Consider the following 14449-nt stretch of genomic DNA (forward strand, 5'->3'; position numbering starts at 1 on the left):
GTTAGCCCAGCGAGACATCCAAAAACAGCATGAGTACCAATCCGATGGAAAGGCCCAGCGTGGCCTTTTTTTGGTGCCCGCTCCGATGAGTTTCGGGAATAATCTCATGACTGATCACATACAACATCGCTCCCGCCGCAAAGGCCAATCCCCAGGGAAGTAGCGCTTGTGACATGCTGACGACCCCAGCGCCTAATAAGCCACCCAGCGGTTCAACAAGCCCCGTGAGGGCGGCAATCGTCCATGACCGCCAACGTGAATAACCGACGCTTAGCAGTGATACTGCTACGGCCAGTCCTTCTGGGGCATTCTGAAGTCCAATGCCAATCGCCAGCGGCATGCCTCCTTCGCTTCCCCCTGCGCCGAAGGCCACGCCAACGGCCAGCCCTTCTGGCAGGTTGTGTATCGTAATGGCAATAATAAATAACCAGATACGACGTAATGAGGCAGCCTCCGGCCCTTCTCGTCCCTGCTCGAAGTGCTCATGAGGTAAGAGCTCGTTCAGTAGTGCGACCGTTCCAATCCCTAGCAAGATGGCTGCGCAGGCAATGGCAGCAGGCACAACGCTACCTCCATAACGCAGCTCCGAGGCTTCTAAGGAGGGTATGATCAGCGAGAAGAATGAGGCCGCTAGCATGACGCCAGCGGCGAACCCCAACGCTAAATCGCGAACACCACGATTCGGAGTTTTGGTAAACAAGACGGGAAGCGCACCGATAGCCGTCATCAAGCCCGCCGCAAGGCTTGCCAATACCCCCATGGTGACGAGAGAAACCTCTTCCATATATTACCTATGTAGTGATAGCTGAGTGATCAAATGGCTCGGGTTCCATAAAGAGGCAAGCACACGTTCACGTTGCTAACGATCTATGCAAAGCTGTTAAGCATGGGTCGTTATGGCTCGTTAAACGAGATCAAGTCATAAATGGACGCCGTGCCGATAGCATGTTCCAAGCGATCTCTTGCCTCGTAAAGTGACGCTTGATATTCACTCTGAGTCGGCTGTTCGCCCAACATGATGCGCTGACCTTGATCAAGGGGGTCAACAGGCTGGTTATTGACTCTCACTTCGTAATGCAGGTTGGGGCCCGTGGCGACCCCGGACGAACCTACCTCTCCGAGCGACTCCCCCGCGTTGACTAAATCCCCAACCACTAACTGTGGGGAAAATCGGCTAAGGTGTGTGTAGCGACTCATTGCTCCTGTGTCGTGCTCCACCTCGATCACCTGCCCATATCCCCCTTGGCGACCCATAAAGGATACGCGCCCAGGTGCGGTGGCGATTACCGGTGTTCCCGTCGGTGCAGCTAAGTCAATCCCATTATGAGGACGAACTCCTCCATACACAGGATGTCGCCGATTCCCAAAGCGAGACGTTAAGCGAGCACTAAGCACGGGCAACCGCAACGTGCCTAGAAGGGTATTGCTTTTGAAAAGAGCAACGTCACCCTTTGGAGTGACCGGCCATATAACCTCTAGGGGCTCTGCCTGATCAGGCAGAGCGGCATAACTGAGGCGTGGTGGCCCAACTCGAGTGCCGTCTTGGCGTCGATCTTCTTCCCACACTAACTGGATACGTTCACTGCCTGAAAACGCCAGCGGAGATTCGATAAATTCGCTGAGCAGTGTTTCCAATTTAGTGGCGAAACGCGTAGGGACACCTTTTGCTGCCAAGGCCTCGTAGAGGGTGGTATCAATGATGACATCACGCCCAAAGGTCAGGGTATCAACGCTTGCGAGCGGCGAGGTGCCTTCTTGCTCGCTAGCCGCCTGTAACCTGGCGGGGGTTGGTTCAGACGGCGGCAACGAAAGATGCGTTTGCCAATTGGCTTCGGCTAGCAAGGGGTAAAAGCCCACCAAGCCTAGTAACCACCAGCGCTGCATCACTGACCATCCTCTTCCTCAGAGATCTCTTCTACTTCACTCTCAACGGCATCAATCAACTCTTGCATACCAAAGGGGTCTAAAGGTTCGCCATTGACAAAAAATGTTGGTGTTTGGCGAATCTGATTGGCTCTGACATCCGCCATGTCTTGGTCAATCACCGCCTGCACCTCAGTAGAAGTCAGTTGTTCTTCGGCAAGCGCTCGATCAAGGCCCCCTTGGCTAGCGATATCGAGGATAGCGGATTCATCAAAACTGCCATGCGAGGCCCATTGATCCTGGCGAGCCAGCAGCCTCTCCAGTACCGGTTCAAAGACGCCCTGACGACGGGCGGCTTCTAATACCCGAATGGCCTTGTCAGATACGTCGCCGTGGAAAGGAGTGTAGCGCATAATGAGCCGCACTTTTTCTGGGTAGGTCTCCATAATACTTTTTGTCAGGGGGTAGAAAGCACGGCAGGCTTCGCAAGCCGGATCGAAGAATTCCACAATCGTCACCGGCGCGTCTTCTCGCCCCAAGATGGGGGAGTGTGAGCGCACCAAGGAGTCCTCTGCCTGGACACCGCTCTCCTTTGCTGCCTGAGCTTGCATGTCCAGGAGGGCAGGTTTCGATACGGCGACGATCGCAGCGGTCAGCATTAACGTACCGGCCAATATAAAAGACGCTTTTTTGAACATGTTTCTCTCTCTGTTTCAACGATGGGGTGGAAAAGTCGGGTTGAAAAATAAGCCTATCGCTATTGGAGGAAGCCCCCGCTACCAACCTGAGCCGGGAGCCGGCCTCGGTCTGTCACTCATGCCCATATAGATTGGCATTTTGATGCGCGTGGACACTGTGCTCAAACTCTAGGCTGGAATGAGCAATATTGAAGCGCGTTTTTAGCTGCTCCTTGATCTCTGTTTTGACTGATTCAAGCTGCTGCCAGCCGGTTTCTGTCAGAACCACGTGGCAGTCAAGGGCTGCCATGTTTTCCTGCATCTGCCATAGATGCACATGGTGAATATCCTGGACTCCCTCGATATCTCGTACGGTCTCAACGACTGCCTGCCCGTCGATGTCCGGGGGAGATCCCAGCATTAGCGTACGGATAGGGCCACCAATTTCAGAGAAGGCAAGGTAAAGAATATATAGCGCAATCCCTATCGTGATCGCGGGGTCTACCCAGCGCATGTCGTACAGTAAAATAAGCGAGCCACCGATAATCACGGCGATGGAGGCAAACGCATCCGATAAGTTATGCAGAAAAAGGGCGCGGATATTGACACTCTCTTTTTGCATTGACCAAGTGAGCACGGCGGTAAGGGTATCGACGACAAGCGCGACGCCACCAATAATAACGATCGTCCATCCCTCTATCTCAGGGGGATCGATCATCCGCATAGCGCCTTCGTAAATCAGGTAGACGCCGACAATAATTAGGGTGGTGTAGTTGATGAGTGCTGCCACTATCTCGATGCGGCCATAGCCAAAGGTCATGTGCGCATCGGCGGGCCGTCTGGCGATTTTACGAGCGGCAAAGGCAATGACTAACGCAGCCATGTCAGAAAAGTTATGTAACGCATCAGCGATCAGCGATAGGCTTCCCGCCATAATGCCACCGACGATTTGAGCGATGGTTAAGAGCCCATTGGCCCAAATGGAAATACTGACGCGCCGGTCGCCAGAGGCAGGATCAATGTGGGGATGATCATGATGATGTCCCATCTGTTACCTTCTCTCGAATTATCTGTTCTTGGCACTATAAAACCTCTAGCAACTAAAGCTTCAACCCTTGAGCATTGTCTATTTGCATCGCTGGATTGGGAAGAGCGTCCCTTGCTCCCAAGCAAGTCATGGCGTGCTGGGCCGAAGTGATCATGTTTTAGGTACGGAGCTCAATCCACTTCAACCGGTAACGTCCAATCCACCATGAGTAGATTCATTTATTTTGTCGAGGCGCACCTTGTCTGGTTTGTGATGGTCGTCGCGGGGGTAGGCTTACTCTTTCCAGCCAGCGGAATAATGCTTGAGTTCTCGATTGGGCCCTTACTGGCATTACTGATGTTGATCATCAGCCTCACGTTCGACGCGTATGCAGTTCGCATCGTATTCCGTAAGCCATCGCGGCAGTTGTTGGCACTGGGTCTGGTCTATGGGCCGATGTCGATTGCCGTGTGGCTAACTGGCCGCCTATTTTTTGGAAGCGGCCCGCTGGCTGCTGGCCAAACCTTACTCGGCACTCTGCCGACGGATGCGTCCTCTCCTCTTTTGGTACTGATGGCGAAAGGCAATGTGGCGCTTGCCGCTGTTTTCAACGCAGTCAACACCGCGTTATGCCAATTTATTGTGCCCTGCCTGTTTTTATGGCTCACCGGTCTCTAGCTAGACGTACCGCTTGGCTCAATTATTCTTGAATTAACACTAATCGTGCTTGTTCCTACCGTGATTGGGGTCAGCTTGCGGACAAAGTTTTCGGCTTTCTTTGCACGGCATGATTCAGCGTATGCAGGGATAGGGTCAATTCTGTATCTGCTGATCCTACTCGCCGTGGTCGGGCCGAATGCCTCCACGATCATTGGCTATGGTTGGTATGCGTTTGTGATTGCGGGGGCGGCCCTGTGCCTCAATTTGATTGGGTACCTGGTAGGTATGTCCTCACGGTTACTCACTTCCGATCGCAAAGAGGTGATTACCTATCTTTTCACGGTCAGTAAAAAGGAATTCAGCATCGCCGCAGCGTTTGTCGCTGCTTCCGGTTTGCCATCAGAAATCGCGATTCCAGCCGCTTTTTTTGCCGTGATTCAAATGATCACTTCGCCCATCGCAGCGAAGATCCTCGCCCGCCACTAAAGGGATGGCAGTATCGGCTCTCCGTCTGAAAAGGAGACTATTGATAGGCTTCTGCTTAATGATCAGAGTTCCGTCTCGGGATGTACATAAAATTCGTGAAGCCAAGATTATCGACGAGTTCGTCGGACTGCTTTCGGTGAGACCAGAGGCAAAATCGGTTGTGGACTATCTCTTGCCAGGCCGCTGCATGACAGTTCTAGACGCAATTACTTGGGCAAAATGTAGAGCGGAGGGTGCTAGCCAGCTTCTCGAGCTTGGCTCATAAGCTCTTACTATGTTCACAGTTTTCAACTGTTTGAGTAGGTCAACACTTCTCAGAACTTTATCGAATGGCTAGGCTACCCCAGTGTCGCCAGGGAAGGAAAAAGGTCGACCATGATACTGGAAAGCCGCGTCATGCTACCTGAGACAATGGCGATACCCATCAGAATCACAACCGTGCCCGCGGCGGGGCGAGCATAGGTGCTCCACCTTCCTAGGCTTTTCCGATGCAGAGCGAATCGGTTAATCAGTAAAGTGCTGGCAAGAAAAGGCAGCGCTAGGCCCGCCGAGTAGGCACTGAGATAAATCATTCCAGACTGGGCACTAGCAGCGTTAGACGTGGCCATCAGAATAGCGCCCAGTATAGGACCGATACACGGTGTCCAACCGATGGCGAAAGATACCCCGAATACCGTCGCCGACAAAGGGGAGCCACCCTGGACACTGGGAGTGAACTGAAGGGTACGCTGGAAAAGCGGCAACCGAAACACCCCGGTCATGAAGAGGCCCAGCACGATCACCGCCGAGCCGGCAACCCAGTTGAATTCTTGGCGATACCCTCGCATCAGTTGCCCGATACTACTGGCGCCGAGCCCGAGTAGGATGAACACGATGCTGAAGCCGAAGACGAAGAAGGCACTGAGGGTCAATGCCTCTAAACGCCTGTCGGCTTTACCGGCACTACCGCCTGTGACCACCGACAGGTAGGCCGGTAACAGGGGCAGCGTGCAAGGCGAAAAGAAGGAGACCAATCCGCCGATAAAGGCGCCGACCAAGCCGATGGAAGAGAGAGATTCCAATGTGTTATCGCAACTTAAGTTATGGAGACAGCCAACAAGGGTATTGATACCAATCCCATGGTACTACCTCATCTCATGTCCATTTAAGCGCCGTAAGAATTTTACGGCTTACAGTTGCTTTAAGGTCAACCTTTATTGGCAAATTATTTGTCTCCTACCGAACTGCAAATATTACACATCACGCTTGACCTTAAAGTTGACTTCAAAGTTATGGTGGCTACTCAATGAATGACATGAGGACATTTCCATGGCGCTACAACTGGGCGAGACAGCACCGAACTTCACGATCGAATCTACACAAGGTACGGTCAACTTTCACCAATGGCTTGACGACAGCTGGGCGGTGCTGTTCTCGCACCCCGCTGATTTTACGCCAGTATGCACCACTGAACTGGGCGCGTTTGCCAAGCGAAAGCTCGAATTCACCCAACGGGGAGCCAAACTGGTTGGGGTTTCGGTGGATCCACTTAGCTCTCACCACGACTGGGCGAGGGATATTGAACAGACTCAGGGCGCAGCTCTGAACTACCCCTTGCTGGCTGACGAAGATCAGGTGGTGGCGAAGCTGTATGGAATGATTCACCCGAAAGCCGACCCTAAACTGACGGTGCGTACGGTCTTCATCATCGATTCTGACAAGAAAATTCGTCTCACTTTGACGTATCCGCCCAGCACTGGACGTAATGTCGACGAGATACTGCGGGTTCTTGATTCGCTGCAGTTAACCGACAAACACAAAGTGGCCACGCCCGTTGACTGGCATAACGGTGACGATGTCATCATCTCGCCATCGCTATCAAATGATGACGCCAAGCAACACTTTCCCGAAGGTTGGAACGCTAAGACGCCCTACCTTAGGGTCGTGCGCCAACCGTAGCAATAGGAGTCTCGGCCAGTGTATGAGGCATCTCAACTGAGTCAGGTTATTGGACGTTCAGACTAGCAATGTCGTGAGGTAACGTCATGCAAACACTAAGTATCGGCGAGCTTGCCGAACGAAGTGGAGTCGCTAGCCAGGCGATTCGATTCTACGAAAAAGAGAAACTTATGCCTCCTCCGAGGAGGACCGGTGCCAACTATCGGCGTTACCCATTAGAAGCCGTGGATCGGTTGCAGTTTATCGTTCATGCCAAGCAGTGGGGCTTCACGCTACAAGAGATTCGGGAGCTGTTAATGCTTCAGGATGCTAATGGCGACCGGGCACAAGCTAAACGCATCGCCGGCGAGAAGCTGCACAAGGTTCGCGAGCAGATCAAACACCTCACGCGGATTGAAGCCGTATTATCGAAAACATTGAGTGAGTGTGCAGGCGAAGGGCCTATGCAGGAAGGCTGCCCGATTGTTGAAGCTATCGCTGAGCAGACTGAATGATTGGGCATTTTCTCGACAGCGAATACGGGAATCAAGTTTGCCTATCGGGTCGTCGATAAATTAACAGGGAGATCGTCATTATGACGCAACACGTCGACATCGAGATTCGTGGTATGTCCTGTGCTTCCTGTGTTGGGCGTGTGGAGCGTGCACTCAGCCAGCAGCCAGGCGTGATCAACGCTCAAGTAAACCTCGCCACACAGAAGGCGGCTATCCAGGTCGAAGCAGGTACCGCAACCACTAACCTACTCAATGCCATTGAAACGGCGGGCTATCAACCGGTGGTAGAAAGCCTCGACATACCCGTCACCGGCATGAGTTGCGGATCTTGTGTCTCTCGGATAGAGCGAACGCTAACGAAGTTGCCCGGCATAGTGGAGGTGAGTGTTAACCTCGCCACCCAGAAAGCCTTCGTTCGTTTCCTGCCGGGAGTCGTTTCGCTACCGCGTATTCAGCATGCCATCCGCGAGGCAGGCTATGAACCACAGGATACCGATACGCCGCCACCGACGGACAGCGAGGACCGGGAGAGAGCTGAGCTTCGCCGCCGAGTCGTGCTCGCGGCAATATTCACGATTCCGGTGGTCATCATCGCCATGGGGAAAGTGATTCCCGCTTTTGACACGCTTTTAACAAGTCTAATGCCGCATCGCGGCTGGATGGGCGTTGAGTGGTTGTTGACCACACCGGTGCAGTTCTATGCCGGGGCACGCTTCTATCGTACTGGCTTCGCCGAACTCCGGCATTTTAATCCAGGCATGAACAGCCTCGTTATGATCGGCTCGAGCGCTGCCTACTTCTATTCGGTCGCCGCCCTGCTGATGCCCGCGCTCTTCCCCGTCGGAACCGCCGTGAGCTATTTCGAAGCGGCAGCGGTCATCGTGACGCTAATTCTGCTCGGTCGCTATTTTGAACACATTGCCAAAGGTCGTACTTCCGAGGCGATCAAGAAGCTTCTGCAATTACAGGCGAAAACTGCCCGCGTCATCCGCGAGGATGAAACCGTCGAGCTGCCTATCGACGCCGTCGTCACGGGCGATCGTATTTTGGTTCGCCCAGGGGAGAGTGTTCCAGTCGATGGCATCGTTGAGGAGGGTCACGCCTATATTGATGAGTCGATGATCAGCGGTGAGCCAGTGCCGGTCGTCAAACAGCAGGATTCCGAAGTCGTCGGTGGCACTATCAACAAGAACGGTGCACTTACCTTTCGGGCCACGCGAGTTGGTGCCGACACCGTTTTGTCGCAGATCGTCAAGATGGTGGAAACGGCCCAAGCGGAGAAGCCCCCCATCCAGCAATTAGCCGACAAGGTTGCTGGTGTGTTTGTTCCTGTGGTCATCGTTATCGCCGCGATTACCTTTGTACTCTGGTTCGCTTTCGGACCGGCGCCGTCCTTGTCCTTTGCCTTCGTCACTACCGTTAGCGTACTGCTAATTGCCTGCCCCTGTGCGATGGGCCTGGCCACCCCAACGGCCATCATGGTCAGTACCGGGAAAGGGGCCGAGATGGGAGTGCTATTTCGTAAAGGGGCGGCGCTTGAGACGCTGGCCAAGATGAATACGGTGGTACTGGACAAGACCGGCACTTTGACCCAAGGGCGCCCCGAACTGACCGACTTCGAAGCTATTAACGGTCATGAAAACGACGTACTGCGACTGGTCGCGGCGGTGGAAGCTCAAAGCGAGCACCCCATCGCCGAGGCTATTGTACAGGGCGCCAAGGCCCGTGGGCTGGAATTACCCCCGGTCAGTCGCTTTAGTGCCGAGCCTGGCTACGGCATTGAAGCCGAGGTCGAGGGCCACTTGGTGCAAATAGGAGCTGATCGTTACATACGTCGGCTGGAAATCAACCTCGGCCAAGCAGAAACACGCGCCAAGGTGTTGGCCGAGAACGCCAAGAGCCCACTCTATGCCGCGGTAGACGGTCAGCTTGCTGCAGTCATCGCAGTGGCGGATCCCCTTAAAGAAGGCTCTGCCGAGGCTATCGCAGCACTCAAAGCCCAAGGGCTGGACGTGGCCATGCTCACCGGCGATAACCGTGCCACTGCCGATGCTATCGCACGGCAGGTTGGCATCCAGCAGGTTCTCGCCGAGGTGCTGCCCGACCAGAAAGCGGCAGAGATCCGGCGTCTCCAGGCGGAGGGCAAGCGTGTCGCTTTTGTGGGAGATGGAATCAATGATGCCCCCGCGTTAGCGCAGGCCGACGTAGGCATTGCGATCGGCACTGGTACCGATATCGCCATCGAGTCCGGCGATGTGGTGCTGATGAGTGGCGATTTGCGAGGCATCGTCAATGCCACGGCACTCTCCAAGCGTACCCACCGGACCATTATCGGCAATTTCGTTTGGGCCTATGGCTACAACGTAGCGCTAATCCCCGTGGCTGCGGGCCTGCTCTATCCGTTCATCGGCATATTGCTCAGCCCCATGCTGGCGGCGGCGGCCATGAGCGTTTCCAGTGTTTTTGTGCTGACTAACTCGTTGCGGCTACGCCGTTTCACGTCGGATACCGGCAATGCCATACCACGTCCAAACGATGCTGTTCAGCGGGCCTAAACCAAACACCGTTATGTTAACGAGGAATTCAAAATGATGGGAAGTGAAAGCTGCATGTGGGGTATGGCGGGAATGGGCCTAATAGCGATCTTGTTGATTATTGCGCTGGGGCTTGGTGTTGCTGCACTTATCAAGCACCTGTTTTTTAATAAAAAGCGATAAGACAAGCAAGTAAATGTGATCGACCTACTCCCTTGGAAAACAGTAATTGATAAAGAGAGCATCCATGAGGCATACCTTCAATGTCACTTATTACCTTGCAGTTGCAGGGCTGTTAGCTCTTATTACGTTGCCTGCGTTGGCGCAGGAAGCAACAACCAATACCAATGAGAGTCATCAGGCCAGCAGTGCCACGAATACTGAGTCTCCCTTGCCCAAGTCGATTACCGCATTGGTGGATCAAGGGTTCACCTTCCATGGCAGCTTCGAAGCGCCTGACGGTCTCCAAGGTTATGCCTTGTCTTATGATAATGAGCCTATGGCAGCTTATATCTCCTCCTCTTCCGACTACGCCGTCATTGGTACGTTAATCGACTCGCAGGGCAATGCCATTATGGAAAGCCAGCTTCAGGCCCTGGTGCTGGACCCCATGCTGGAAGCTACCTGGAGTGCGTTTGAAAACACTCGTTTTATCTCGGAGGGGAATGATGATGCATCGCATATTGTGTACACGCTAACAGACCCCAACTGCCCCTACTGCAACGCCCTCTGGAAAAATTCGCGCCCGCTCATTGAGCAAGGCGTGTTACAGCTTCGCCACGTGCTGGTCGGCGTGCTATCAGAGGACAGTCTTCGCAAAGCTGCTGCAATCCTTGAATCCGACAATCCGTCCAGCGCTCTCGAAACTCATGAACTGGAATTTCGCAATGGCGGCATAAGGCCGGTGGAGCCGTCGGTGGAGAGTCAAGCGCTTCTTAGAAATCACGCCCAGATCATGCGTGAGGCCGGTGCTACGGGAACGCCGACCAGCTACTACCGTGATGAAGCCGGGAAAGTGCAGCGTATCAATGGCGCAGTGTCGACCGACCAGTTTCGCGAAATATTGGGCGTTGAATGATACACCATAACGGTACAGGGCTGAGATGCGAGTCTTCCCAATCACAACCACTGAGATGCACATGGCAACCAAGCTTAGCGTAAAGCAAACGCTCTTTTTGGGACTCACTCTATTGATGTGCTTGGCGGCCCTTTATTGGATTCTGATGGAGACCGGCGCCTTGTCGGTCTTGACCGACAAGCAAGCCTTGCGTGAGTGGGTTGATAGGCTAGGCGTCTGGGGGCCATTGGCCATCATCTTTATGATGATGACGGCCATTGTCATGAGCCCGATTCCCAGTGGGCCGATTGCGATGGTGGCTGGTGCGCTTTACGGCCCAGTTTGGGGGACGGCCTATGTCGTTATCGGTGCCGAAGCCGGTGCTCTGCTCGCTTTCTGTATTGCCCGTTTGCTCGGCTATGAAGTGATGCAACGCTGGCCGCGTACGCGGCCCATCCTCAACTGGCTGGGAAAGGAGCGCTCGCAGACCGGCTTGATGCTCATCGTTTTTGCATCCCGATTGGTGCCCTTCCTTTCGTTTGATGCCGTCAGCTATGCGGCAGGTATCACCCCCCTGTCCTTCTGGCGCTTTTTGATCGCCACACTGGCCGGCGTGATCCCCACGGCGTATCTGATCGTCATGTTCGGAGAAGTGCTGATTACCGCCGACTCCCGTGGCCTCACGATCGCGCTGATTCTCATCAGTGGTATCACACTACTGCCGCTGCTGGCGAAACGCCTATGGTCTAGACGCACTTGACTGATAGCACATCAATGCTGCTCTGGGGCGGTTATTGCAGGTATTGGCAATGCGCAGCGGAAACTTACTTCCTACCACTTATGAGGGGCAGACGTGAAATCGCGAATATTGCTGTTTTTACCCCTATTGGGTTTTTTGGGCTTGAGCTTTTTCTTTTATCAGGGCTTATCAATGGATCCTAGCGCTCGTGATTCCCCCCTACTGGCTCAGCCGTTTCCGACCTTCAACCTGACGACGCTGGAAAACCCTTCGCGGCGCGTTAATGAATCCCTTTTTGAAGGTCAGGTGACATTGGTCAACGTATGGGGAGAGTGGTGCCCGACCTGCAAGCATGAAATGCCGCAGTTATTGGACCTGGTCACGCGAGGCGTCCGCTTGGTTGGCATCAATTACAAAGATACCCAGGCAAAGGGACTCGAGTTTCTTGAAGAGTTTGGGAACCCTTTTGAAGTCAATATCTTCGATCCAGAGGGTAACCTAGGTTTTGAGCTGGGTGTTTATGGCGCGCCGGAAAGCTTCGTGGTCGATACCGAAGGTACTATCCGTTACAAACACACGGGTTACATCACTCCCGAGGATGTTGAGCGAGTCATACAAGAAATCGAGAAGTGGCAACGATAAACAGCCTAGCAAGATGCATTTTTGCTGAAGACACATCAACTGTTATGACCATTTAAGGAAGACTATGCTGCAATATCCTCAAATCGATCCGATTGCCATCGCCATAGGCCCTCTTCAGATCCACTGGTATGGCTTGATGTATGTCATCGGGCTAGTTGCCGCCTGGTGGTTGGGTCGGCGTCGCGCCCACCGACTCGGCCTAAGCCATGATGATATGGGCGACCTGATCTTCTATGGGGCTATCGGCATCATCGTTGGCGGCCGCCTGGGCTATGCGCTGTTTTACGGGCTCGAACAGCTGCAGGCCAACCCCCTTTGGTTATTAAAAATCTGGGAAGGAGGCATGAGTTTTCATGGCGGCCTTACCGGTGTATTAGTGGCTGCCTGGCTGTTTGCTCGCAAACATCAACTGGCTTTTATACAACTGACCGACTTTATTGCTCCGTTAGTCCCCATCGGCCTGGGGGCGGGTCGCCTCGGAAACTTCATCAATCACGAGTTACCGGGGCGTATCAGCGACGTTCCGTGGGCCATGGTATTCCCTCCCATGATGGGGCTCGGCTCAGAGCCACGCCATCCCTCGGCGCTTTACGAGTTCGCTCTTGAAGGCATCGTGTTGTTTGCCGTGCTGTGGTGGCTATCGCGCCGGCCGCGCCATAGGGGGCTGATTTCGGGGCTTTTCCTGCTTCTGTACGGAGCCTTCCGCTTTACGGTGGAGTTCGCACGCCTCCCGGACCCACAGCTGGGGTTCATTGCCTTTGGCTGGTTGACCATGGGGCAGCTATTGACACTACCGATGCTCATCGCAGGCTTTGCCCTGGTCGCCTGGTCCAGACGCCAGCCAGTAGATAAGCCAAAGGCTGCGTTAAACTCATGAACCCAATTGTCGCTTTTCTAACGATGGCACTCTTTATCGTCACACCGGTAGCCGCACGTGAAGACATGTCTTTGGTGGGTGACAACAGCTCACCCTTTAGCAGTACGACCCAACGTGACTACCTACCGGCTAAAGAAGCCTTTCGAACCACTGCCTGGCGGGACGATGACCGGATTTATATCGGCTTCACTGTCGCCGAAAATTATTACCTTCATCGGCATCAGTTCGCGCTTGAGAGCCTTTCTCCCGGTGTCAGTTTCGGTGAGCTGGCGTTGCCTCCTGGTGTACTCATGATGCACGCCTCGCTAGGTGAAATTTATGTTTTTTACGACCAAGTAGTGGTCAGCGCGCCCATTGAGAGCAACGCCGCCGACAATGTGTTATTGGCAATTGAGATGACGTTTCAAGGCTGTTCTGATCAGGGGCTTTGCTATCCACCTGAAAGAGTTGAGCTAAACGCACAACACGGCTCGACACCCGCAATATTTGCTCCCACCTCACCAGAAACACCATAAGGGGACGCAAATGGACCCTATTGATTATAGTTAAGATATCTAATCATCAGTCCCCAGCGATTGGATCAACTCCTTCAAGCTGGGGCTTTCTGTCATTGTGTCTTGATTCATGCTGTCCAGCCATTGCGCTATTATATGGAACTCTTGAGCCCGCAAGTGAAGTCGTTGCCGCTGAGAGGTCAGTGGTACTGGCTCAATAAACTCTACAGTGTCTTGATCCGCCCAAGATAATATTTGCTTGATCTCTGGAAGGCTCACACCCAGTGAACGCAGACAGTCGATGAAACGTAAGCGACCTAGGGATTCCGTTTCGAAAAGTTGGTAGCCATTGTGCGGATTACGGCGCGGTTGTAGCAGCCCCTCTCTTGTGTAGTGACGAACTGTTTCTGCCGTTACGCCGCCAGCCCGAGCCAGCTCGATGACTCGCATAATCTTGTCCTCTCTTGATCACTTTGTTTCAGCCTACAACCGTAAGGTTGCCCATAGGTCAAGAAAGCAATTTCGCCGCTGAATGGGGCATATCAGCTTCAGATGCGCTGAAATTTAAAATAAGGGCTTGACCTTAAAGCCAACTTTAAAGCTATCGTCAAAGAGCAATTTTTCATTTGTTAAAAATTGCGTCCAACCTTGTCACTTACCGACGTGGCAGAGTGATTCACATTGATAGGAGAGTGTCATGCGTAAACGTAATACTGCGATCCTGTTTACCGCCGTTATCGTTGCCAGTAGCTTCGGAGCTGGCTCGCTTCTTGCCCAAGAAGATAATCAGCAGGAGGTGATGGAAGGCAATGACATGCATAGCAAAATGATGCAAGAAGGCGGCATGCACGACATGATGGGCGATATGAGCGCCATGATGGAAAAATGTAACGCCATGATGGAAAACATGCAGCAAGGACATGAGAAAGACGACGCTTAAAGCGACTCGCAAGGGTTGCTT

The 14449-nt window shown here is 53.4% G+C and carries 18 protein-coding genes; 12 read left to right on the forward strand and 6 right to left on the reverse strand.

Translation table 11 applies throughout. The features are described 5' to 3' along the window. Nucleotide 1: 1 nt before the first annotated feature. From BMX75_RS04530 to BMX75_RS04545, 4 genes are all read right to left on the reverse strand, one after another. The gene (locus BMX75_RS04530; RefSeq protein ID WP_092825637.1) at nucleotides 2-784 is read right to left on the reverse strand and encodes a ZIP family metal transporter; all 783 of its coding nucleotides are present in this window, start codon (nucleotides 782-784) and stop codon (nucleotides 2-4) included. A 110-nt stretch (nucleotides 785-894) separates the two neighbouring features. Then, nucleotides 895-1884, reverse strand: a complete 990-nt coding sequence (locus tag BMX75_RS04535) for a M23 family metallopeptidase (protein WP_092825639.1) — start codon at nucleotides 1882-1884, stop codon at nucleotides 895-897. Continuing rightward, entirely contained in the window at nucleotides 1884-2561 is a 678-nt protein-coding gene (locus BMX75_RS04540) for a DsbA family protein (protein ID WP_092825641.1), read from the reverse strand. The genes BMX75_RS04535 and BMX75_RS04540 overlap by 1 nt, the downstream gene beginning before the upstream one ends. Nucleotides 2562-2673: 112 nt before the next feature. Next, nucleotides 2674-3588, reverse strand: a complete 915-nt coding sequence (locus tag BMX75_RS04545) for a cation diffusion facilitator family transporter (RefSeq protein ID WP_092825643.1) — start codon at nucleotides 3586-3588, stop codon at nucleotides 2674-2676. A gap of 336 nt (nucleotides 3589-3924) precedes the next feature. Between BMX75_RS04545 and BMX75_RS18195 the strand changes: the two genes are divergently transcribed. Together BMX75_RS18195 and BMX75_RS18200 are read left to right on the forward strand one after the other, a co-directional pair. Next, entirely contained in the window at nucleotides 3925-4245 is a 321-nt protein-coding gene (locus BMX75_RS18195; RefSeq protein WP_245748345.1) for a hypothetical protein, read from the forward strand. A gap of 21 nt (nucleotides 4246-4266) precedes the next feature. Beyond that, nucleotides 4267-4713, forward strand: coding sequence for a bile acid:sodium symporter (locus BMX75_RS18200; RefSeq protein ID WP_422822056.1), 447 nt, complete (start codon nucleotides 4267-4269; stop codon nucleotides 4711-4713). 338 nt (nucleotides 4714-5051) lie between these two features. Here the strand turns inward: BMX75_RS18200 and BMX75_RS04560 are convergent, their stop codons facing one another. Beyond that, nucleotides 5052-5774 carry a cytochrome c biogenesis CcdA family protein gene (locus BMX75_RS04560; RefSeq protein WP_092825647.1) on the reverse strand — a complete coding sequence of 241 codons (723 nt, stop codon included), beginning with the start codon at nucleotides 5772-5774 and terminating at the stop codon, nucleotides 5052-5054. 247 nt (nucleotides 5775-6021) lie between these two features. On the opposite strand from BMX75_RS04560, the gene BMX75_RS04565 reads away from it, so the two are divergent. The 9 genes from BMX75_RS04565 (at nucleotide 6022) to BMX75_RS04600 (ending at nucleotide 13509) form a co-directional block, all read left to right on the forward strand. Further along, a complete protein-coding gene (locus BMX75_RS04565; protein ID WP_085917817.1) occupies nucleotides 6022-6651 on the forward strand; it encodes a peroxiredoxin in 630 nt (209 codons plus the stop codon). Nucleotides 6652-6737: 86 nt separating this feature from the next. Continuing rightward, nucleotides 6738-7145 carry a heavy metal-responsive transcriptional regulator gene (locus BMX75_RS04570; protein ID WP_085917816.1) on the forward strand — a complete coding sequence of 136 codons (408 nt, stop codon included), beginning with the start codon at nucleotides 6738-6740 and terminating at the stop codon, nucleotides 7143-7145. 80 nt (nucleotides 7146-7225) lie between these two features. Then, on the forward strand, nucleotides 7226-9700 hold the full coding sequence (locus tag BMX75_RS04575) for a heavy metal translocating P-type ATPase (protein WP_092825649.1): 2475 nt from the start codon (nucleotides 7226-7228) through the stop codon (nucleotides 9698-9700). A gap of 33 nt (nucleotides 9701-9733) precedes the next feature. Then, nucleotides 9734-9862, forward strand: a complete 129-nt coding sequence (locus BMX75_RS18300) for a hypothetical protein (protein ID WP_281244503.1) — start codon at nucleotides 9734-9736, stop codon at nucleotides 9860-9862. A 64-nt stretch (nucleotides 9863-9926) separates the two neighbouring features. Continuing rightward, nucleotides 9927-10757, forward strand: a complete 831-nt coding sequence (gene dsbG, locus BMX75_RS04580; protein WP_092825651.1) for a thiol:disulfide interchange protein DsbG — start codon at nucleotides 9927-9929, stop codon at nucleotides 10755-10757. A gap of 61 nt (nucleotides 10758-10818) precedes the next feature. Then, complete coding sequence (locus tag BMX75_RS04585) at nucleotides 10819-11496, forward strand: TVP38/TMEM64 family protein (protein ID WP_092825653.1); 678 nt, start codon at nucleotides 10819-10821, stop codon at nucleotides 11494-11496. 93 nt (nucleotides 11497-11589) lie between these two features. After that, a complete protein-coding gene (locus tag BMX75_RS04590; RefSeq protein ID WP_092825655.1) occupies nucleotides 11590-12117 on the forward strand; it encodes a DsbE family thiol:disulfide interchange protein in 528 nt (175 codons plus the stop codon). A gap of 64 nt (nucleotides 12118-12181) precedes the next feature. Beyond that, nucleotides 12182-12994 carry a prolipoprotein diacylglyceryl transferase gene (lgt, locus tag BMX75_RS04595; RefSeq protein WP_092825657.1) on the forward strand — a complete coding sequence of 271 codons (813 nt, stop codon included), beginning with the start codon at nucleotides 12182-12184 and terminating at the stop codon, nucleotides 12992-12994. Next, entirely contained in the window at nucleotides 12991-13509 is a 519-nt protein-coding gene (locus BMX75_RS04600) for a protein-disulfide reductase DsbD domain-containing protein (RefSeq protein WP_092825659.1), read from the forward strand. The genes lgt and BMX75_RS04600 overlap by 4 nt, the downstream gene beginning before the upstream one ends. A gap of 39 nt (nucleotides 13510-13548) precedes the next feature. Here the strand turns inward: BMX75_RS04600 and BMX75_RS04605 are convergent, their stop codons facing one another. Continuing rightward, nucleotides 13549-13938, reverse strand: coding sequence for a MerR family transcriptional regulator (locus BMX75_RS04605; protein ID WP_092825661.1), 390 nt, complete (start codon nucleotides 13936-13938; stop codon nucleotides 13549-13551). A gap of 247 nt (nucleotides 13939-14185) precedes the next feature. Here BMX75_RS04605 and BMX75_RS04610 point away from each other — a divergent pair, with 247 nt between their 5' ends. Continuing rightward, nucleotides 14186-14428, forward strand: a complete 243-nt coding sequence (locus BMX75_RS04610; RefSeq protein WP_092825663.1) for a hypothetical protein — start codon at nucleotides 14186-14188, stop codon at nucleotides 14426-14428. Nucleotides 14429-14449: the final 21 nt, after the last annotated feature.

The sequence above is a fragment of the Vreelandella subterranea genome, assembly GCF_900111305.1.
GTDB classification, from domain to species: Bacteria; Pseudomonadota; Gammaproteobacteria; order Pseudomonadales; family Halomonadaceae; genus Vreelandella; species Vreelandella subterranea.